We start from the raw sequence: 19774 nt of genomic DNA, 5'->3' as shown, positions 1-19774 counted from the left end.
TACGTCACCTACGCCGTCTTCACCGGCGATGCTTCCGTCCTGGAAGATCGCTGCCTCAACGGCCTGCGTGAGACCTACCTCGCCCTCGGCGTCCCCGGCGCTTCGGTGGCTGAAGGCGTCCGCAAGATGAAGGAAGCCGCCCTGGCCCTCGTCAACGATCGCAACGGCATCACCCCCGGTGACTGCTCCGCCCTCTCCTCCGAGATCGGCACCTACTTCGATCGCGCCGCCGCCGCTGTCGGCTGAGCCGAGCTCCCCATTCGCGGGCGAGAAGCGCGAGACTCAAACGGCACCGGCGAGCGAAGGGTTGTCCCATCAGCCCCAGCAGCACGGGAACGGTGCAGCAAAAAGCCCCGGACAACCGGGGCCTTTCTATGGCCTGGCTGATCACGGGGGTCCCTGATCACGAGGGTCCCTGCTCAGTGGGCTGAGCTCGGTCACATCCGGCCACAGCTGTGGCCACCGGGAACACACCACAGCCACAGGTGGGCGGCATCGTTGGCCCGTGCTTGATCTTCATCGCCGCCACCGATCCCCCCGTCCGCCCTGGTGGCTGATCGCCGGGGTGCTGATGACCCTCTGCCTGAGCGGGTCAGGCTGGCTCAGCTGGCAGCATCCCCAGCGCCCGTCGCGCCAGGCCTCCCACACCACTGAGGCAGGTGGTTTCCATTCAACCGCCTTAGGTTGATCGCCTGTCGCACCTTCCTGCTTGACCGTTCTGCGCACCCTGCTCACGGCCAGCGCGGCTTTGGTGCTGGCCGCCACCGCGGCCTTCGCCGCCCCGGCCGCTTCCCTGCTCAAGGGACTGAAGCTGCCCGTCCCCAGCGGCCTGCCCAGCTTGTTCGCCGCCAATGCCGTGGGTCAGATCAGCCTCAACGGCCAGCTGGGCGGCACTCCTGAGGGGCTGCTGACCAAGCTGCGCGCCTCGCTCAGCAGCCAGGGCTACAGCGAGCGCACGGTCAACACGGTTTCGGGTCCGTGGGGCCTGAATGTGGTCTTTGATCCCCCGGCAGGGACCAGCGTCGACGGCACCCCCGCCGGCAAGACCGCCGTGCTGGTGCTGCAGGCCACGGCGCTGGGACCGGGCAAGCTCAATCTCAATGTGCGCTACGAAGCGCTCTGAGGGGTCCTTTAGGCTCAAAGCCCGCTGCTGGAACGGGTTTGCAGGACGCCCCCTCGATGGAGATGCTGAGCCTGTTCCCCCGCTACGTGCTCAAGGGGCATCTGCCGGAGGCCCTGCTCAGTGAACTGCTCACCCTGGCGGGCCAGGTGCTGGCCGATCCCGCCAGCTCACCGGATGCATCGGTGAAGCTGGCCGGTCAGCTCGATCAGCAGCGGCAGCTGGCGCCCCAGCACCCGGCCGTGACCAGCCTGGCCAGCCGCGTGATCCTGCCGGGCTGCGACCACTGGATCCGCCATGTGATCGAGCGGCAGCCCCCCCAGGGCCGTGGCCCCTGGATTCCCGGGCGCTACGGCCTGCAGCTGGTGGATGTCTGGCTCAATGCCCAGCGCTGCGGCGATTACAACCCGGTCCACACCCACGGCGGCAGCTTCTCCGGGGTGGTGTTCCTGCAGGTGCCGCCCCAGATCCGCCCCGACAGCTTCGACGGTCAGCTCTGCTTCCACGGACCGGAGGAGTGGCACATCCAGAGCTTCCACACCGGCATGGTCCACTACGCCCACCCGGTGCCGGGCGACTTCTACGTGTTCCCGGCCTGGCAGCCCCATTCGGTGCCGCCGTTCCGGGGCGACGGCGAGCGCTGGTCCCTGGCCTTCAACGTCATCGCCGTACCGCAGCCCGCCGGCCAGCGCCCTCCCACCAGCCCTCCCAGCGGGACTACCAACGTCTCCCTTTCCAGTCGTCGTCCCAAGCCCGGCGGCTTTTCCTGAGTGCGACTGGCAGGCTGGCTGGATCCTGCTGCGGCCCCAACGAGGTCCAGGGGGTTGGGAACTCCTCGCTGCTCCCCACGGTCGCCGGCCCGGGCCTGCCACCATCGCTTCTGCATGCACCTCCTGCCGTGAGCAGCGCCAGCGCCGACACCCTCCCCGCGGCTCCCGCCCAGCAGAGCCCGGCCTGGCGCAACGCCTGGTATCCGGTGGCCTATCTGCAGGATCTGGATCCGTCTCGGCCCACCGGCTTCACGCTCCTGGGCGACGACCTGGTGCTCTGGTTCGATCGGAGCGCGGCGGCCGGCGCCGGCACCGAAGCGGGCCAGTGGCGGGCCTTTGCCGATGTCTGCCCCCACCGGCTGGCGCCGCTCTCGGAGGGTCGGCTCAATGGCGCCGGTGAGCTGGAGTGCCCGTACCACGGCTGGAGCTTCGATGGCCAGGGCCGCTGCACCGCCATTCCCCAGGCCAGCGCCGGCAGCCAGCCCAGTGACCGGCGCAGCTCCTGCCACGCCTATGCCACCGCCAGCGGCCAGGGGATGCTGTTCGTGTTCGCCGGTGCGCCCGAGGCGGCCGCCGCACGGCCCCTGCCGCTGGTGCCGGTGCTGAATGAAACGGAGGCCGGCTGGCTGGTGCAGGACACCTTCCGCGACCTTCCCTACGACGCCCTCACCCTGCTGGAGAACGTGCTCGATGTGAGCCACGTTCCCTTCACCCACCACGCCACGGTGGGCCGGCGCGAAACGGCCGGTCCGGTGGATCTGCAGCTGGAGCAGGCCGGCCCCGGGGGCTTCAGCGGCGTCTGGGAGGAGGGCCCGCGCCGGGGCAAGCTCGGCAGCCAGTTCACCACCTTCCTGGCTCCGGGCCTGATGTGGCACGACCTCACGGCCCGAGGCTTCGCCCGCATCCTCACCGTGGTCTATGCCACCCCCACCCGGCCCGGGGAGTGCCGGCTGTTCGCCCGCTTCCCGTTCCAGTTCGAATCCCCCTGGCCGGGCCGGCTGCTGCGCCTGCGTCCCCAGTGGCTGCAGCACATCGGCAACCACACCGTGCTCGAAGACGACCAGATCTTCCTGCACGGGCAGGAGCGGGTGCTGGAGGCCCGCGGTGGCAGCGCAGGCCTCAGCCGCGCCTGCCACCTGGCCACCGGCGCCGACACCTATGTCAAGGCCCTGCGCGACTGGGTGGTGAGTGGGGCGGGCGAGCCGTTCCCGGATCAGCCGCTGCCGCCGCGTCTGGGGCGCAGCGCCCTGGTGGAGCGCTATGAGAGCCACACCCGCCACTGCCGCAGCTGCTCCGGCGCCCTGGCTCAGATCCGGCGCTGGCGACCGCTGCTGGCGCCTCTGGCCTGGCTGGCCCTGCTGGCGATCGCCTGGTTCCAGACCCTGCCGGTGCTGATTCCCGCGGCTCTGGTGGCGGCGGCGGCGGGAGCCGGCTACTGGAAGCTGGGCCAGTGGGAGCGCCTGCTGCTGGCCGGCAGCGACCAGCCGCCCCGCAACCGCCGCTGAAGGGTTGCCGGGCCCTCGCCAGCGGCAGCTGGAGGTGTCCCTCAACCGCTGGACACCACGGGAATGTCGCTCAGGCGGGTGGTGGCGGCCCGCGACAGGCGCTGGCGCTTCATCGTCCAGGTGGGCTGCAGGCCGCAGGCGGCCCACTGCACCGTGCCGCGGCCGTAGCGGCGGTTGAGGCCGTCGATGGTGGCCATCAGCACCTCGCGGCGCCGCTGCTGCTCCGGTGGCAGCGGCGTGAGCAGATGGTGCTGCAGCTGCTCCAGCGGTTGCAGGTTCTGCAGCAGTACGCCGGCTTTCTGCAGGGGCTTGTGGGGACGGAACAGGCGCTCGGCCAGGGGCAGGGCGGCGGCCAGCAGCACGGCGGTGTCGTTGCTGGCCAGCGGCAGGGTCGCGGTGGCGGCGTTGGCGTAGAGGCGGGTGCCGTTGAAGGGGCTGCTGCGCACGAACACGGTGATGGCGCCGGCACGCTGGCGCTGGCGGCGCAGCTTTTCGGCGGCGCGGCTGAGGTAGGTGGCGATCGCCTCGCGCAGCGGGCCGAGCTCGCGGATCGGTTCGCTGAAGCTGCGGCTCACGCAGGTTTCCTGCCTGGCGGGCGGGGCCGCCACCAGGGGCAGGCAGCTGTGGCCCCGCAACTCCTGCTGCAGGCGCAGCCCCACCACGCCGGCTTTGCTGCGCAGCTCTCCGCTGGCCAGCTCGCGCAGCTGCAGCGCATTGGCCACACCGCGCAGGCGGCACCAGCGCGAGAGCTTGCGGCCGATGCCCCAGATGTCTTCGATCGCCACGGCCGCAAGCCAGGGGTCGGGATCGGCCAGGGCCCCCAGATCGAACACCCCGCCGTGGGCCGGATCGCCCTTGGCCAGCTTGTTGGCCAGCTTGGCAAGCACCTTGGAGGGGGCGATCCCCACCGCCACCGGCAGCCCCAGGTGGCGCCGCACCTGCCGGCGCAGGGCCTGCCCCCAGGCGTTGAGATCGCCGCCGCTCGGGCGCTGCAGCCGGCCGAAGGCCTCATCGATCGAATAGATCTCCAGCTCCTCCACCCAGGGCTCGAGGGTGAGCATCAGCCGCTGGCTCATGTCGGCATAGAGGGCGTAATTGGAGCTGCGCACCACCACACCGAGGCGCTCCAGCTCGCGCTTCACCTGGAAGTAGGGCGTGCCCATGGCGATGCCCAGGGCGCGGGCCTCGGCGCTGCGGGCCACGATGCAGCCGTCGTTGTTGGAGAGCACCACCAGCGGCCGACCGATCAGCGCGGGATCGAGTGCCGCCTCGCAGGAGGCGTAGAAGTTGTTGCCGTCGATCAGCACGGTGGCCCAGGCCATCGGCGCCCTCAGAGCGGGTGGATCACGTGGATGGCGACTCCCCAGAGGCGGGTGTCGTCGGCATCACTCAGCTCCAGGGGCGGATAGGCGGGATGGGCGGCCTCCAGCCGCAGCCGGCCCTGGTGCCGCACCAGACGCTTGAGCGTGAAGGCCCCCTCCACCGCCGCCACCACCACGCGGCCGTGGCGGGGCTCGACGCTGCGGTCGACGATCAGCAGGTCGCCGTGGTGGATGCCGGCGCCGATCATCGAATCGCCGCTGACGCGCAGGAAGAAGGTGCTGCTGGGGTGGCGGATCAGCTGCTCGTTGAGGTCGATGCCGGTTTCGACGTAGTCGTCGGCGGGGCTGGGAAAGCCGGCCGCCACGCTGTCGCCGGCCAGGGGCAGCAGCAGAGCCCGGCGCCGCTCGCGCAGGGGCAGGGGTGTGAGTGGCTCGCTGAATCCGCCCCTGAGGACGGCTGGGTCGGTGGCTGCGCCGACGACTGGATCGGTGGTCATGGGCAACCGCTCAGGGATCGCCAGAGTAGTGCAGATGTACTGGTTTTGCTTCCTGATGGTCCCGCCGTGGCGACCCCTTCATGACGCTCCCTTCATGACGGCAGGTGTCCCGACGTGACGAGCGGTGTCGCCTGGGGGCCGGTCCCTTGTGCCCCCAGCTCGCCGGGGGGAGAGTGAACGCAACGGGATTCGGAGGCTCCAAGCGATGGACGACACCCCCCCTGAGCAGCACCCAGGAGTGCGCTGACGATCCGGCCCCTGCTCCAACACTCTCATCGGATCACTGGTTTCCCCGGCGGTTTCAGCCGCCTTGTCCCTGCACCGTTCACGAGCCTCCGCTCCAGGTGCCCCGGACGTCCTGGGAAGCCCCACTGGAACCCTGGCCCCAGGTGCCAGCGTCAGCGGCTCCGCCCTTGATCAATCCACCCGAGCGAATCCGGTCCTGAACAACCGAATCACCGGCAGATTCACTGCCGACGCTTTCATCCCCGACGGCTTCACTGCCGCCGGACACACAACTGAAGACGCGCAACGGCATGATCTCCATGCCGATCCGACGATCTGATCGATCGTGGGGCGGTTTCCGCTCCGCAGACAAGCGCCCGGTGGCCTCGCCGCCGGGCTTTGTTGTGGCCAGCATGGGGCGCGTCGATGACGTTGGGGAGCGGGCCATGGTGGTGCAGGTGCTGAGTGAGGCGGAGCGCTTCAAGCTCGATCGCTCCGATGACGCGGCCTTCTACGCCGAGCCCCGCTTCGTGCACCACCTCGATGGCGCCTTCCGCGACCGTCTGACGGCGCTCTATCGCGAGCGGATCCCGCCCTGTGCGGTGGTGCTGGATCTGATGAGCAGCTGGGTCAGCCATCTGCCCGAGGAGCTGCGCTACGAGCGGGTGATCGGCCACGGCCTCAATGCCCGGGAGCTGGAGGCCAATCCGCGCCTGGATCAGCGCTGGGTGCAGAACCTCAACCGCGACCAGCGCCTGCCCCTGGAGGAGGCCAGCGTCGATGCGGTGCTGATCGTGGCGGGATGGCAATACCTGCAGCAACCGGAGGCGATCGCGGCGGAGCTGCTGCGGATCCTGCGGCCCCAGGGGCAGCTGATCGTGGCCTTCTCCAACCGGATGTTCATGCAGAAGGCCCCCCAGATCTGGACCGACGGCAGCGACCGGGACCACCTGGAGTACGTGGCGCGGGTGCTGGTGGCCCAGGGCTGGCCGCTGCCGCAGCTGCTGGCCGAGTCGACCCGGGCCGAAGGGCCGATGGGCTGGTTGGGGGGCCACGGAGACCCCTTCTTTGCGGTGATCGCCCAGAAGCCGGGACCGGGCGAGCGCCGGGAGCCAGCCACGGTTAACAGTTCTTTACACTAGGCTGATGGGAACGCCGGAGATCCCTATGAGCACCCTCATCAACGTGATAGCCCCACTGCTGTACATGGTCTGCTTCGCAGTGATCCTCGGCGGCGCTTTCGCCCTGATGACCCAGACCCTGCGCAGTGGCCAGCAGGTCTCGGCCCCCCGTCGCCGTCACCCTGAAGCCCCCAATCCCGGTGAGGAAGTGATGGTGGTCGACCTCAGCCGCGAGCGGCTCGAGCAGCTCTATCAGCAGGCCTCCTGAATTCGAGCCTTGATCCACTGATCAGAGGCTGTTGGCGTTGATTCCGGGGCAAGGCCTGGCAAAGGCAGCCCCCTCCCTGGCCGTGATCGGTGCCGGAGTGGCCGGTTGCGCTCTGGTGGCCCAGATGCGACGTCTGGGCTGGCGGGGGCCGATCAGCCTCTGGGAGTCCGGTCGGGGGCCGGGGGGACGTGCCAGCACCCGCCGATCCCGTCACGACGCCCGTGTGCGGCTCGACCATGGAGCGCCCCTGCTCTCGATCAGTTCCACTGAGGCGCCAGCGCTGCTGGCACCGTTGCTGGATGGAGGCTGGATCGAGCCTTGGGGTGGTGGCCTGGCCCAGCTAGGTGCTGAGGGCCAGCTGATCATTGGCGCCACCGATCCGCTCACGCAGGGCGATCTCTACCGGGGCAGGGGCAGCATGGATCAGCTCTGCCGCGGGCTGCTGGAGCTGGCTGGCAGCGATGTGGAGCTGCACAGTCAATGTCTGGTGCGCGATCTGGCCACCACCGCCGCTGGCGGCTGGGAGTTGCTCGATCAGCAGCAGCAATGGCTGGGGGCCGCCGACTGGCTGGTGCTCAGCGGCACCCTGCTGGTGCATCCCCGCTGCCAGACATTGCTGGGCTGGCCGGAGCCGCCGCTGCAGCCACTGGCCCGCACCCTGGGGGATCCACAGCTGCAGCGGGCCGCTGCTGCCATCGCCGCGATCGACAGCAGCCCGCGTTGCGCCCTGTTGCTGTTGATTCCGCCTGCAGCGGCTGAGGCCTGGCGGCGGCTTCCCTTTCGTCTGCTCAGCTTCGAGGCGGCGGCCGAGAGGCGCTGGGGGCTTTCGCGCCTCTCGATCCAGCCGCTGGAGGATGGCCGCTGCGCCGTGGTGGCCCATTCCAGCGCAGCTGTGGCCAGGCTCCATAGCGATGTGATCGGATCGCGCTCCTCGGTGGCCCAGCTGTCAGGGGTCAGGCCTTCGCCCCAGCGGGAGCAGGCGCTGATCGCCAGCCTGACCTCAGCGCTCTCGGCGGTGGTGGAGCCCTGGATCACCCCGCTGGAGCTGGAGGGCAGCGATCCGCAGCTGATGCGTTGGGGAGCAGCGTTTCCAGAGGGGGCCGGCCTGGCCCGTGAGCTGATGCTCTGCCCGCAGAGCCGGATCGGTTTCTGTGGCGACTTCTGCAGCGGTCCTGGTTTCGGCCGGATCGAGGCGGCCTTGCGCAGTGGCGAGGAGCTGGCGGAGCGGACCCTGGCGGCCATCAGCGCTGGCTAGCTGGCTGGCTGCCATCTCAGGAACAACCGGCCTGAGCAGACGTGCCGGCCTGATCCTTGCGCAGCAGAACGTCGTCGGCCTCCCGGGCGAGGGCTGCACCTCGGGCGGTGTAGAAGGCCAGGCGCTGCCGGTTGCGGTAGAGGGGTTGTCGTGTGGCCTGCAGCTGGGCTTCGGCGCGGTGACGGCAGCTGAGCAGGGCATCGAAATCGATCGGCTCCGCTTCGCTCAGCGCCGACTGGCCCGATTCGGCCTGCTGGCTGATGGCGGGGCAGAGCTGCTGACGCACGGCCTTGAGCAGCAGAATTTCCTGCTGCAACGCCTGCTCAGCCAGGGCCTGGTACCGCTCCTGCAGAGCCGCGCAGCTGAGGGTCTCCTGGGCCAGGGCCGCAGGACTCAGCAGCCAGCCGGCGGCGATCAGGGCGAGGAGTCTGCTGGGCACCGCCTCACTCTCAGGCCTGGGATGGCGCGGGGGCAGTGACGGAAAAAGTTTGTTACCCTGCCGATTTATCACGATTTGCTTATGGCGGAATTTGGTATCTCGTTGTTGATTGCCACAGCGAAAGCGCTGCTGGGCAGCGCTCTGGTGCTGGTGACGCTGCGTCTGCTGGGCCGTTGGTTGATGCGGTTGGTGAGCAGAACGCCCAGTGGCACCGACGATCAGCTGTTGCGCTCGGTACTGGCCACAGCCGCACCCATCGGTTATCTCTGCGCCTTCTGGTGGGGTTGGCATTCCTTGGTGAGCGATGTGGAGGTGCTCAACTTCGGCCAGGGAGTGGATCGCCTTATCGAAGCGGCCATGCTCCTGCTGGCCATCGTGCTGATCGTGCGCCTGATCAATCGGGTGCTGCTGTTACTGCTGGATCGCTCCCTGCGCCGCCTCGGCCGCGACAACCAGCTGACGGTGCTGCGGGGCCTTGAGCCCATGATTCGCTCAACGGTGTGGGTCCTGGGCCTGCTGATGTTTCTGCAGAATCAGGGCGTGCAGATGGGCGCCATCTATGCCTCCCTGGCAGGGGCCGGCATCGGTGTGGGCCTGGCCTTGAAGGGGCCGATCTCCAACTTCCTGAACTATCTCACCATCCTCTTCGATGAACCGTTCCGGATCGGCCAGTTCATCTGCTTTGATGATGTGCTGGGCAATGTGGAGCGGGTGGGAATTCGCTCCACTGCCATCCGCAGCTTAAGCGGTGAGCGCATCGTGATCAGCAACGAAGACCTGCTCAGTAAGGTGATCCAGAACTACGGGGATCTGCCCAAGCGGCGGGTGGCCACAACGATCGGTGTGGTGTATCAAACGTCTGTGGACACGGTCAAGGCGATCCCGGGTCTGGTGGAGGCGGCGATTCGCTCCAACCCCCCGGGGGAATTCGATCGCTGTCACTTCACCCGCTTTGCCGACAGCGCCCTGGAGTTTGAGTTCGTCTACTTCATTCCCGATGCCGATATGGTTCTGTTCCTCGATGTGCAGCAGCAGATCAATCACGCCATCATGGAATCCTTCCAGCAGCATGGCATCGAGTTCGCCTACCCCAGCCAGACGCTCTATCTGGACTCGGCCCAGCTGAAGACCAGGGAGGTGGCCCTGGCGGTGGGTTGAGGCTGAGGCCCAGGACTGAACACTGACACCTGAGTGCTGGCGGCTGGCCTCAGCTGGCGCGCTCTTCGATCTGCAGCACGCCCATCATCCCCAGCTCTTCGTGGTCGAGGTTGTGGCAGTGGTACAGGGTGCGGCCCGGGAAATCACGGAAGGCCACGCGCAGGCGCAGCTCCTCCCCCGGCCGCAGCAGCACCGTGTCCTTCCATTGGCGCTCGGGCTCAGGGCGGCCGTTGCGGCTGATCACCTGAAAGGGATTGATGTGCAGGTGGAAGGGATGCTCGAGGTGGGGATCGCCGTTGACAATCAACCAGTCTTCGCTCTCACCGAGGCTGACGCGGGTGTCGACGCGGTCCATGGCAAAGGCCTGGCCATTGATCAGAAAAACCATGCCCATGCCGGCTCCACCCATGCGGCCGCCCATCCCCGTACCGCCACCGCCCATGCCATGGGAGAGCAGAAAGCGGCGGGTGCGCTGGGGTTCCGGCAGGGCCGGCACCGGAATCAGGGCTGTGGGCAGTGGCAGCGGTGTCACCGCTCCCTCGTAGGTGAGCGTTGCCAGGGTCTGGGGCCGGTCTCGTTCGCGCCGGTCGAGCAGGCGGTAGGTGCCGGGGGCCTGGTTGCCCTGCACCAGCAGATCGGCCCGCTCGCCGGGGGCCAGCACCAGCTCCTGCAGGATTTGCGGCCTGCCGATGGCCCCACCGTCGGTGGCGATCAGCACCAGGGGGTGATTCTCCAGGGCGAGGCGGTAGAGGCGGGCGTTGGAGGCGTTGAGCAGGCGCAGGCGGATCAGGCCGCCACTGGGGAGGGAGAAGGAGGGCTGAAGCATCCCGTTGACCGTGAGCAGCGGCCCCTGGCGGCCCATCGCCCGCTCCATGCCCATGCCTCGACCCATGCCCATCCCCATGGCTCGGCCCATGCCCCTGGCTTCGGGTGCGGAGCCGCTGGCGTAATCCTTGAGCACCAGGATGGCCTCGCTGGCGGCCGCCACCTCCGGGATCCGATCGAGGGCGCCACGCACCACAATGGCGCCGCCCAGGCCGGCGAACACCTGATCGGCCGTGGTGCCGTGGTGATGGGGGTGGTAATAGAAAAGCCCGGCGGGGTGATCGGCCGGCAGGTTGAAGTCGTACGTGAAGCTCTCGCCCGGTGACACCGAGAGGAAGACATTGTCGGCGCTGCCGCTGGGCGGGATGTGCAGGCCGTGGAAGTGCAGGTTGGTGGGTTGATCCAGCTGGTTGCGCAGGCGCAGACGCACCCGGTCGCCGGGTTGCAGCTCCAGCAGTGGCCCGGGGCTGAGGCCGTTGTAGGTGAGCGGTGCGCTGGGTCCGCCGGGAATCGTGCCGGCAGCGGGCTTGGCCACCAGCTCCAGATCCGCCAGACCAGCGCTGGAGCTCAGTCGCGCGCCTGGGCTGGAGCTCAAGCTGGAGACGGAGCCGACGCTTGTGCTGGTTTGTTGGGCGCAGAGGCGGCGGGCCACCAGGGCGGAGCCGAGGCCGGCCAGGCCGAGGGCGAGCACCTGACGGCGCCTGAGGGGAGTGGAGTTCATCGGCTACCTCGCCGCTCAGGCCATCCCTTGACCGTAAAGCCTCCCCTCGAGGGGAGAGTCAAGCCCCGGATCTCCGGCTGAGCAGAGTTCGCGGGCGAGGCGGCCAAGGGGCTTGACTCTCCAGTGGAGTGGAGACCATACGGTTGGGCTATCCCGCCCTCCAGCGATGCGCCACGCCTCGATCCCCGCCCTGCTGATCAGCCTCGGCAGCCTTGCCCTGCTGGCCCCCGGTGTGCGGGCGCAGATGGATCCCGCCATGGATCACCAGCACCACAACCACTCCATGCCCCTGGCGGCACCCATGCCCCTGGGGGCTCCCATGGACCACGGCGCCCACGCCCATGACGTGGGTCCCGCCGGCGCCACCTACGACCTGCGTTTCCTCGACGGCATGGTGCAGCACCACACCGGCGCGCTGCGGATGAGCGAATTCGTGTTCGGGATCGGCTCGCCCGGGGTTGGGGCCCTGGGCAACACGATCTGGCGGGAGCAGGCCAGGGAGATCCGGGCGATGGGGCTGTGGCGCAAGGCCTGGTATCCCCAGGCACCGGTGTACCCCGTGGCCCTGGCCCCTGGCGGTGATCCCAACAGCCTGTCGGGCCTCATCCGCATGAGCCCGGCTCAGATCGAGGGCATGCGCATGATGGGTGCCGGGCCCACGAAGGAGAACCGCGTGGTCTGGTTCCTCGAAGGCATGATCGAGCACCACGGCGGGGCGCTGATGATGGCCCACGACGCCCTGGCCAAGAGCAGCAACACCACGATCCACCGCTTCGCCCGGGAGGTGATCGTGGCCCAGCGCGCTGAGATCATCGAGCTGCGGCGCATGTTGGCGGTGGAAGGACTGCGCAAGCCCGAGTATCACAAATTCGATGCCCTGTTCCGGCTCTGAGACTGGAGAGCTCAGGGCCTGATCCGGCGCGCTCCGATCAGGAGGCCCAGGCCCGAGCCGGCCACCACCAGGGTGAGCAGGCCGAGGATGGCGGAATAGAAGGGCTGCAGGTTGAGCAGCCCGAAGTTGCCGGTGTGCAGCTTCATCAACCAGAAGGCTTCGATCCCCTGATCCGAAAGCAGGCCGTAAAAGGAGCCGGAGAGGGCGGTGAGGATGATCGGCAGTGCTGCCAGGGGCACCAGCGCTCGGTGCAGGCGGCGCCATTGGTGGTGGGTTCTCATTCGTTCTGCAGGGCTTTGTGAAGCGCCTGCTCATTGGCGCAGGGCATCCAGGCGTCGCCCATGGCGAACACCCCCTTGCAGTTCAGTTGGGCGGCACGCCGCTCAGCCTCCTGACGCGTTTTGTACATCCCCTTTGAATGGGCGCTGGCTGGGGCTGAATCGAGCCAGGGGGCGGAAGCGAGGCCAGTCATCAGGGCCAGTAAAACGAGCTCGGCCAAGGCTCTGGGCTGAGACTTGGCTGGGCTGAGGTGCTGAGTCATGGGATCACCAGGGCATCCCGTGTTTGCCAATCGCTAGACATTGGCAGGCACGGAACGGTCAAGGGAGTTTAGAGTCTCCATACGAGTGGAGAGTCAAGGTGCTGCAGGCAAGCTTGAGCCAGACGCCGGCACGCGCCATGAAGATCGGTGCGCTGGCCTCCCTCAGTGGTCTGCCGGTGAAAACCCTGCGCTACTACGAGGATCTGGGCTTGCTGCCGGCCATCGGCCGCACCGAGGGCGGCTATCGCCTGTTTGGTGATCAGAGCTTGCGCCGCCTGGAGTTCATTCGTCGGCTCAAGACCCTGGGGCTTTCCCTCGAAGAGATCCAGAGCTGCCTGACGGTGCATGACGCCGGCGAGCTGCCCTGCCACGACATCGAGGTGATGCTCAACCAGCAGATCGAGCGCATCGAGCGGCAGATCGGCGACCTCGCTCAGCTCCGGACTGAGCTGGAGGGCTTGCTGGAAGGCTGGCGCAGCGACCCGGCGCGCGAGGCTGACCTGATCTGCCCGAATCTGAGGGTCTGAGCAAAGCTCTATCGCCAGGAGGAGTACGCGCTGAATCACACGATGAAGCGCAGCACTCCCCAGCGTCAGGCTGTGATGGAGGAACTTAGCTCAGGGGGGGTGAGAGCCTCTTTTGGGCTCGGTGTCAGCAGCAGGGCCTTGATCGTGGCGGCGATCGGCACAGCGGTGATCACGCCATAGAAATCAGCCATGCGGGCGCCCACCATCACTGAGAACAGAATCACGATCGGGTTGAGGCCGGTGAGTTTGCCCAGCAGCCGTGGCGGCAGCACGTTCTCGATCACCTGATCCACCACGATCAGCACAGCAAAGATGCGCAGGCCCAGCCAGAAGCTCTTGAACATGAACAGGGCGCTGACCAGCAGGATGCCGAGGATGGCGCCGAAGGGAATGAAGCCCATCAGGCCGATCGTGATGCCAAAGAGCAGCGGGAAGGGTGCCCCGAGCAGGATCAGTGTTGGGGTCAGCGCAGTGATCAGCACCGCCGAGAGCACCAGCTGGTTGAAGATGTAGCTGTTGAAGTTGCGCCGCAGCACGCTCAGCACCTTCAGCCCATTGTCGTGTGGCAACCACGACACGAGGCAATTGCGCACCAGTTCACCGCCGTAGATCAGGAAGAAAACGGTGAGCACCAGCAGAAAGAAGAGGCTGAAGAAGTTGCCCAGGGAGCCTGAGATGAAGCCGGGAATGTTCAGCAACAGGGCCTCCAGCTGAGCTGTGACATTGGCCGCCATGGACCTGATGATCTCGCTGGCGTCGATGGGTACACCGAGGGCATTGACCTGACCGGTCACCGAGGCGAGGTTGTCGGCCGTCTCCGCGATCCACACCGGCAGCACCTGCGTGAGCGTGAAGAAACGAACCACCAGCAGGGGCAGCAGCGTGGCGGTCAGCAGGCCCGCGAGGCCGAGAAACAGCCCGAAGACCGATCCGATGGCCCAGTTGCGGGCCATACCGAGGCGTCGCTGCAGCAGCCGCACCGGCAGGTTGAGGATCAGGGCGATCACCCCGGACAGGATGAAGGTGGAGGCGATCCCCTCAAAGGCGCGATAGAGCGAGCCGAACACCCACAGGTTCAGCACCACCAGCGGAAAGGCCAGGCCCAGGACCAGCGAGCGGGGCAGACGGGTGGGCAACGGCATAGGCCAGGCTCCAAACAGGGATCAGGGGCGCATGATGCCCCATTCAGTCAGGTGATGTCCGAGGGGTGATCTCAACCCCCGGAGGAGAATGGCCGCCATGAGCGAACGCGATCAGCGCCACAGCCAGCGCTACACCGAGGCCCTGGGCTGGGCGGCCCAGCTGCACATCGCCCAGGGGCGCAAGGGCAAGCCGGTGCCTTACATCTCCCACCTGATCAGCGTCAGCGCCCTGGTCTGGGAAGACGGCGGCAGCGAAAACGAAGCGATCGCCGCCCTGCTGCACGACGCCATCGAAGATGCCGGCCAGAGCCACGGCTCGATCGCCGAGCGCTTCGGCGAGGAGGTGGCCGACCTTGTGCTGGCCTGCACTGACACCCTCGGCCCGCAGCAGCCCGGTGCCGCCAAGGAGCCCTGGTTGCTGCGCAAGACCCGCTATCTGGCCTCGCTGGAGCACAAGAGCGAAGGTGCCCTGCGGGTCACGGCCGCCGACAAGGCCCATAACGCCCGCGACATGGTGCTCGATGCGCGCCGCGACCCGGCCCTGTGGAACCGCTTCAACGCCGGACTCGATGGCACCGCCTGGTATCTGCTGCGCATGCACCAGGGTCTGAGCCACCGGCTGCCGGCCAGCCGCTCCAACGAACTGCTGGGCGAAGCCGTGCGCGAAATCCTCGCCAGTGGGTCCTACGCACGCCTGGTGCCCGCCGGCATCGCCCCGGCGGTCTGGGCGGCGGGCTACGGCGAACGGCAGCAGCAGCAGCAGCAGCAGCAGCAGAAGCAGGAGCGGCAGTAAACCGGCTGAAGCTGTCAGACCCTCTCGCCAAGCAGGCTGAACGTGCTCTGATCTGAGCTGCTGAGTCAGCAGGTCACCAGGACCGCCAGGCCATTGAGGCATCCCGCCCACACCCCCTTCGGCACAAAACGCTCCGGCCTCCCTAGAGCTCATTCTTCGGCGCTGCCTTTGGTCGCTCCGCTGCTTCTGGGCCTGCAGCTGCTGCTGGCCCTGGTTCCTGCGGCTCTGAGCCAGGGCCAGGAGCTCCAGGTTGAGCCTGACAGCCGCGCCACGGTGCTCTCGATCGGCGATGGCGACACGATCCGCGTGCAGCAGGGCCCCCGCCGGGTCACTATTCGGTTGGCCTGCATCGATGCCCCAGAGCTGGATCAGGCTCCCGATGGGGCCAGGGCCCACCGCTACCTGCAGACGCGCCTGAAGATCGGCGCCACCGTGACCCTCAGACCCCAGACGGTGGATCGCTTTGGTCGGACTGTGGCCGAAGTGATCAGCGACATCAACCTCGGCCTGGCGATGGTGGAAGACGGCGAAGCCTTCGCCTTTCGCCGTTACCTGGTCAGCTGCGATGCCGGGGAGTATCTCGCCGCCGAAGACCGGGCGATGCGCAGCCGCTTTGGTGTGTGGCAGGTGCCCGGCGGTATCACCCGGCCATGGGACTTTCGCCGCAGCAGAAGCCGCCGCTGATCGGGCTGTTCAGAGCGGTGGACCGTTGCTAAGACTGCTTGGTAGGTGCGAACTCTCTTTCAATGCCAAGCCTCCCTGTCCTTGTGCTGCCGGGAGCAGGTTTCGGAGCGGCAGGCCCAGGCCTCTACAGGCGCTGAGGCGCTGGCGCCTCTGATCAGTCATGTCGCCGGTGCAGGTCGTCTGGTTCAAGCGGGATCTGCGGGTGGTCGATCACCAGCCGCTGCTGCAGGCCAGCCGCCTGGGCCCGGTGTTGCCGCTGGTGGTGGTGGAGCCGGAGCTGTGGCGTCAGGACGATGCCTCTGCCCGGCAATGGGCCTTCTGCGCTGAGAGCCTCGAGGAGCTGCGCCGCGAGCTGGCGGAGCTGGGTCAAGCGCTGGTGGTGCGGATCGGCAGCGCGGAGGAGGTGCTGGAGCGGGCCCGTCGTCGCTTTGGAATCGCAGGGCTCTGGAGCCATGAGGAAACGGGCAACGGCTGGACCTATGCCCGCGACCGGCGCGTGGCCCGCTGGGCCGAGGGCCACGGCATCCCCTGGATCGAGCAGCCGTCTGCGGGCGTGATTCGCCGCATGGCCAGTCGCAACGGCTGGGCGCGCCGCTGGGAGCAGCGCATGGCCGAGCCGATGGCACCACCGCCGCAGGCCCTGCTGCCGTTGGAGGGCCTTGAGGCTGGCGCGATTCCCTCGGCCAGCGAGCTCGCTCTGGCGCCTGATCCCTGCCCCGGACGGCAGCTGGGGGGACGAGAGCAGGGACTGGCTGTCCTCGAGAGTTTTCTGAGCGGTCGGGGGGTTCGCTATCACCGCGAGCTCTCCAGCCCGCGCACGGCCTTCGAGAGCTGTTCGCGGCTCTCACCGCACCTGGCCTGGGGCACCCTGTCGATGCGGGAGGTGGTACAGCTCAGCCGGCGGCGGGGGGGCTTTCCGCTGGGCTTCGAGGCGCGGTTGCACTGGCATTGCCACTTCATCCAGAAGCTGGAATGCCAGCCGGATCTGGAGTTCCGTGAGCTCTACCCCTTCACCGCCGGCCTGCGCAGCAGCGATCCGGTGCGGCTGGCGGCCTGGGCGGAAGGCCGCACCGGACTGCCCTTTGTGGATGCCTGCATGCGGGCCCTGATCGCCAGTGGCTGGATCAACTTCCGCATGCGGGCGATGTTGCTCTCGGTGGCCAGCCATCACCTCTGGCTGCCCTGGCGCGAGAGCGGGCTCCACCTGGCGCGCCTGTTCGTCGACTACGAGCCCGGCATCCACTGGAGCCAGTGCCAGATGCAGTCGGGCACCACGGGCATCAACACGATCCGGATCTACAACCCGATCAAGCAGGGTCAGGATCATGATCCCAAAGGCGAGTTCATCCGCCAGTGGCTGCCGGAGCTGGCTGTGGTGCCGGCTGTGCACCTGCATGAACCGTGGACGATGCCGCTCTCCACCCAGCAGCGCGTCGGCTGCGTGCTCGGTGAGCACTACCCGCTGCCACTGGTGGAGCCGGGCGCCGCTGCCCGGGAGGCCCGTGAGCGCCTCTGGGCCCGGCGTCAGGAGCTGGGTTTTGCGGAGCTGGCCGATGCGATCCAGCAGAAGCACGGATCCCGGCGCTCCGGGCTGGCGGCCAGCGGGAGCAGGCGGCGGCGCAGCCCCAGATCACGCCCCCCAGTCGATCAGTCGAATCAGTCGCAACTGCTGTTGCCATTGGATCTAGAGGAGAGCCCCGATCCGTAATCCTTAGTCCAAGCCATGCCGTCGCCGTGACGGATTGCTGCGGCACCAGCCCGGCCTGACTACGAGCCTTAAGGATTTCTCTAGATTTGGGCTTCGGTTGGGACGCCCCCATGGCTCAGTCTGTCGCCCTTCTTGCCGCCACCGGTCTGGCCGGCCTGGCCCTGGTGAGCCTCTCTATCACCTTCCTGATCTGAGCCGTTCTGATCCCCGATCTCACCAGCCTTCACCCCCTGCCGTGCACCCCCGCCCTGAGCGGAGTGCTCGAGACCCTCGCCTTCTTTCGGGATCCTGATTTCGCCCGCTCACGCTTCGAGCGCTACGGCGATGTCTACGAAACCAGCCTGCTGGGGCAGCGCACCGTCTTCATCCGCGGTGGCGAGGCGGTCGCTGACCTCTTCGCCCAGGGCGAGGCGGTCGAGGGCTGGTGGCCCCAGAGCGTGCGCGAGCTGCTGGGCCCCCTGTCGCTGGCCAACCGCAACGGGCCCGATCACAAGGCGCGCCGGCGGGTGGTGGGCCAGCTGTTCACCAGCGTGGCCCTGAAGCGCTATGCGCCGGCGATCGTGGCCCTCGTGGACCAGCTCAACGCGGAGCTGCTGGCCGCTGCGGGGCCACTCCCCCTGGTGCCGCAGCTGCGGCGCTTTGCCTTCAGCGTGATCGCCAGCACCGTGCTGGGGCTCGCTCCTGTTGATCGCGAGGCCCTGTTCGTTGATTTCGAGGTCTGGTGCGAGGGCCTGTTCTCCCTGCCGATCGCCCTGCCCGGCAGCCCCTTCGCCCGGGCCCGCCAGGCGCGTGGGCGCCTGTTGCGGCGCCTGGCCTCGGTGCTCAGCCAGGCCCAGGCCGCCGCTGCCGCCGGTCGGCCCCTCGCCGCCGGTGGCCTGGATCTGCTGGCCGGTGGTCTTGATGAAGCCGGTCTGCCCCTGGCCGACGACGACGTGGCCGAGCAGTTGCTGCTGCTGCTCTTTGCCGGCTACGAAACCACCGCCTCCTCCCTGAGCTGCCTGCTGCTGACGCTGTTGCAGCACCCCGCCGAACTGGCCTGGCTGCAGGAGGAGCTGAACGCCTTGGCCTGGCCGCCTGCGCCGGGGGAGGCCAGCGGCGCCTACGACGCCAGCCGCGCCCCACGCCTCGAGGCGGTGGTGAAGGAGGTGATGCGGCTGACGCCACCGGTGGGGGGCTTCTTCCGCCGCACCCTGGAGCCTATCGCCCTGGCGGGCGTTCGGGTGCCTGCCGATCGGGTGGTGCAGGTGAGCATCGCCGCCAGTCAGCGTCATGGCAGCGGCACTGAAGATCTGGAGGTGTTCCGGCCCCAGCGCCATCGCGATGGCGGCAGCACCGCCACCCTGCTGCCCTTCGGCGGCGGGGAGCGGGTCTGCCTGGGCAAGGCGCTGGCCGAACTGGAGATCCGCCTGCTGGCGGTGGGGCTGCTCAAATCACTCTACCTGGCCCTGGAGCCGGATCAGGACCTGACGCTGCGGGTGATCCCCAGCCCCTCGCCCAGGGATGGTCTGCTGGTGAGACCACGCCTCAGTGATGCGGTTCAGTGATGACGCCGGCGGCCCAGGGGCTCAATCCATTGCTCGCGCACCAGATCGTGGCGGAGCTTCGCCGGGTCCAGCCGGCAACCCAGCTGAATGCTGCCCTGGTCGAGGAGACGTCCGAGGCGCAGGGCCGTGGCCTCCTCGAGGCGGCTGAAAGTGGCCTGCTGGCTGGTGAGCCAGGAGAGTTCCGTGTGGGTGATGACACCGCTCGAGATGGACTCGAGAAAAAGCTCGCCAACGGTCATGGCTTTTGTTGCGGAACGTAAACACTCTGCCGTTTCCGCCCTGCCGCTGTGGGGCTGCGGCTGACCTCTCTGCCGGCTCCTGCCTTGCCGGAGAAGGGCTCTTGAAGCGGGCCATTGGGCGCTGAGGCCTTTACAAAGCGCAATTTCGTGCTATTCTGTAAAGGACCAGCAAAGCCGCATTCGCGGTTTCCGGCTCACCAGCCGTTGCTTGTCCTACTTAACCGCTCCTTTCGGAGCACACATTCCCGTCCTCATGACCACCACCCTTCAGCAGCGCCAAGGCGCGTCTGCATGGAGCCAGTTCTGCGAGTGGGTCACCTCCACCAACAATCGTCTATACGTCGGTTGGTTCGGTGTGCTGATGATCCCCACCCTGCTGGCTGCCACGATCTGCTTCATCGTGGCCTTCATCGCTGCTCCCCCCGTCGACATCGACGGCATCCGTGAGCCGGTTGCCGGTTCACTGCTTTACGGCAAC

The 19774-nt window shown here is 67.8% G+C and carries 21 protein-coding genes and 2 pseudogenes; 15 read left to right on the top strand and 8 right to left on the bottom strand.

Going from position 1 to position 19774, the window contains the following annotated elements:
- The 4 genes and pseudogenes from KQ304_RS06220 to KQ304_RS06205 form a co-directional block, all read left to right on the top strand.
- A pseudogene (locus KQ304_RS06220) lies at nt 1–246 on the top strand (phycocyanin subunit beta); the annotation flags it as partial.
- A gap of 463 nt (nt 247–709) precedes the next feature.
- Nucleotides 710–1123, top strand: a complete 414-nt coding sequence (locus tag KQ304_RS06215; RefSeq protein ID WP_259736243.1) for a hypothetical protein — start codon at nt 710–712, stop codon at nt 1121–1123.
- A gap of 56 nt (nt 1124–1179) precedes the next feature.
- On the top strand, nt 1180–1890 hold the full coding sequence (locus tag KQ304_RS06210) for a 2OG-Fe(II) oxygenase family protein (protein WP_259736246.1): 711 nt from the start codon (nt 1180–1182) through the stop codon (nt 1888–1890).
- Nucleotides 1891–2018: 128 nt separating this feature from the next.
- Nucleotides 2019–3395, top strand: a complete 1377-nt coding sequence (locus KQ304_RS06205) for a Rieske 2Fe-2S domain-containing protein (protein ID WP_259736242.1) — start codon at nt 2019–2021, stop codon at nt 3393–3395.
- Nucleotides 3396–3436: 41 nt separating this feature from the next.
- Here KQ304_RS06205 and KQ304_RS06200 read toward each other — a convergent pair whose 3' ends face one another.
- Both KQ304_RS06200 and KQ304_RS06195 read right to left on the bottom strand, forming a co-directional pair.
- Nucleotides 3437–4717, bottom strand: coding sequence for a Y-family DNA polymerase (locus tag KQ304_RS06200; protein WP_259736241.1), 1281 nt, complete (start codon nt 4715–4717; stop codon nt 3437–3439).
- 8 nt (nt 4718–4725) lie between these two features.
- Nucleotides 4726–5214, bottom strand: a complete 489-nt coding sequence (locus KQ304_RS06195; RefSeq protein ID WP_259736240.1) for a LexA family transcriptional regulator — start codon at nt 5212–5214, stop codon at nt 4726–4728.
- A 671-nt stretch (nt 5215–5885) separates the two neighbouring features.
- Here KQ304_RS06195 and KQ304_RS06190 point away from each other — a divergent pair.
- Genes KQ304_RS06190 through KQ304_RS06180 form a run of 3 tightly spaced genes read left to right on the top strand, consistent with a single transcriptional unit; the run spans nt 5886 to nt 8083 of the window.
- Nucleotides 5886–6581 carry a class I SAM-dependent methyltransferase gene (locus tag KQ304_RS06190; RefSeq protein WP_259736245.1) on the top strand — a complete coding sequence of 232 codons (696 nt, stop codon included), beginning with the start codon at nt 5886–5888 and terminating at the stop codon, nt 6579–6581.
- Nucleotides 6582–6606: 25 nt separating this feature from the next.
- Nucleotides 6607–6828 (top strand): hypothetical protein, encoded by a 222-nt coding sequence (locus tag KQ304_RS06185; protein ID WP_259736239.1) that lies wholly within the window; start codon nt 6607–6609, stop codon nt 6826–6828.
- A gap of 31 nt (nt 6829–6859) precedes the next feature.
- Nucleotides 6860–8083 carry an NAD(P)-binding protein gene (locus tag KQ304_RS06180; protein WP_259736238.1) on the top strand — a complete coding sequence of 408 codons (1224 nt, stop codon included), beginning with the start codon at nt 6860–6862 and terminating at the stop codon, nt 8081–8083.
- A 16-nt stretch (nt 8084–8099) separates the two neighbouring features.
- Here the strand turns inward: KQ304_RS06180 and KQ304_RS06175 are convergent, their stop codons facing one another.
- Complete coding sequence (locus KQ304_RS06175; protein ID WP_259736237.1) at nt 8100–8522, bottom strand: hypothetical protein; 423 nt, start codon at nt 8520–8522, stop codon at nt 8100–8102.
- A 105-nt stretch (nt 8523–8627) separates the two neighbouring features.
- Here KQ304_RS06175 and KQ304_RS06170 point away from each other — a divergent pair, with 105 nt between their 5' ends.
- Nucleotides 8628–9680, top strand: a complete 1053-nt coding sequence (locus KQ304_RS06170) for a mechanosensitive ion channel family protein (RefSeq protein ID WP_259736236.1) — start codon at nt 8628–8630, stop codon at nt 9678–9680.
- A 49-nt stretch (nt 9681–9729) separates the two neighbouring features.
- Here the strand turns inward: KQ304_RS06170 and KQ304_RS06165 are convergent, their stop codons facing one another.
- On the bottom strand, nt 9730–11226 hold the full coding sequence (locus KQ304_RS06165) for a multicopper oxidase family protein (protein ID WP_259736235.1): 1497 nt from the start codon (nt 11224–11226) through the stop codon (nt 9730–9732).
- A 166-nt stretch (nt 11227–11392) separates the two neighbouring features.
- Between KQ304_RS06165 and KQ304_RS06160 the strand changes: the two genes are divergently transcribed.
- Nucleotides 11393–12118, top strand: a complete 726-nt coding sequence (locus KQ304_RS06160) for a DUF305 domain-containing protein (protein WP_259736234.1) — start codon at nt 11393–11395, stop codon at nt 12116–12118.
- A gap of 11 nt (nt 12119–12129) precedes the next feature.
- Here the strand turns inward: KQ304_RS06160 and KQ304_RS06155 are convergent, their stop codons facing one another.
- Both KQ304_RS06155 and KQ304_RS06150 read right to left on the bottom strand, forming a co-directional pair.
- Nucleotides 12130–12399 (bottom strand): hypothetical protein, encoded by a 270-nt coding sequence (locus KQ304_RS06155; RefSeq protein WP_259736233.1) that lies wholly within the window; start codon nt 12397–12399, stop codon nt 12130–12132.
- Nucleotides 12396–12617 carry a DUF3721 domain-containing protein gene (locus KQ304_RS06150; protein WP_259736232.1) on the bottom strand — a complete coding sequence of 74 codons (222 nt, stop codon included), beginning with the start codon at nt 12615–12617 and terminating at the stop codon, nt 12396–12398. Before KQ304_RS06150 ends, KQ304_RS06155 begins: the two co-directional genes overlap by 4 nt.
- A 179-nt stretch (nt 12618–12796) precedes the next feature.
- On the opposite strand from KQ304_RS06150, the gene KQ304_RS06145 reads away from it, so the two are divergent.
- Nucleotides 12797–13186, top strand: coding sequence for a heavy metal-responsive transcriptional regulator (locus KQ304_RS06145; RefSeq protein ID WP_259736231.1), 390 nt, complete (start codon nt 12797–12799; stop codon nt 13184–13186).
- Nucleotides 13187–13251: 65 nt separating this feature from the next.
- Here the strand turns inward: KQ304_RS06145 and KQ304_RS06140 are convergent, their stop codons facing one another.
- Nucleotides 13252–14328, bottom strand: coding sequence for an AI-2E family transporter (locus tag KQ304_RS06140; RefSeq protein WP_259736230.1), 1077 nt, complete (start codon nt 14326–14328; stop codon nt 13252–13254).
- Between the two features lie 97 nt (nt 14329–14425).
- On the opposite strand from KQ304_RS06140, the gene KQ304_RS06135 reads away from it, so the two are divergent.
- The 4 genes from KQ304_RS06135 (at nt 14426) to KQ304_RS06120 (ending at nt 19057) form a co-directional block, all read left to right on the top strand.
- The gene (locus KQ304_RS06135; RefSeq protein WP_259736229.1) at nt 14426–15121 is read left to right on the top strand and encodes an HD domain-containing protein; all 696 of its coding nucleotides are present in this window, start codon (nt 14426–14428) and stop codon (nt 15119–15121) included.
- A gap of 168 nt (nt 15122–15289) precedes the next feature.
- Entirely contained in the window at nt 15290–15805 is a 516-nt protein-coding gene (locus tag KQ304_RS06130) for a thermonuclease family protein (protein WP_259736228.1), read from the top strand.
- Nucleotides 15806–15965: 160 nt separating this feature from the next.
- A complete protein-coding gene (locus tag KQ304_RS06125; protein WP_259736227.1) occupies nt 15966–17513 on the top strand; it encodes a deoxyribodipyrimidine photo-lyase in 1548 nt (515 codons plus the stop codon).
- A 248-nt stretch (nt 17514–17761) separates the two neighbouring features.
- Nucleotides 17762–19057, top strand: a complete 1296-nt coding sequence (locus KQ304_RS06120; protein WP_259736244.1) for a cytochrome P450 — start codon at nt 17762–17764, stop codon at nt 19055–19057.
- On the opposite strand, the gene KQ304_RS06115 is transcribed toward KQ304_RS06120, so the two are convergent.
- Nucleotides 19051–19296, bottom strand: a complete 246-nt coding sequence (locus KQ304_RS06115) for a hypothetical protein (RefSeq protein WP_259736226.1) — start codon at nt 19294–19296, stop codon at nt 19051–19053. The genes KQ304_RS06120 and KQ304_RS06115 overlap by 7 nt on opposite strands.
- A 253-nt stretch (nt 19297–19549) precedes the next feature.
- Between KQ304_RS06115 and KQ304_RS06110 the strand changes: the two are divergent.
- A pseudogene (locus KQ304_RS06110) lies at nt 19550–19774 on the top strand (photosystem II q(b) protein); the annotation flags it as partial.

The sequence above is a fragment of the Synechococcus sp. CS-1329 genome (assembly GCF_025128055.1).
Classification (GTDB): domain Bacteria; phylum Cyanobacteriota; class Cyanobacteriia; order PCC-6307; family Cyanobiaceae; genus Regnicoccus_A.
The sequence above is the reverse complement of the archived record's forward strand: the minus strand, read 5'-3'. Positions and strand labels throughout refer to the sequence as shown.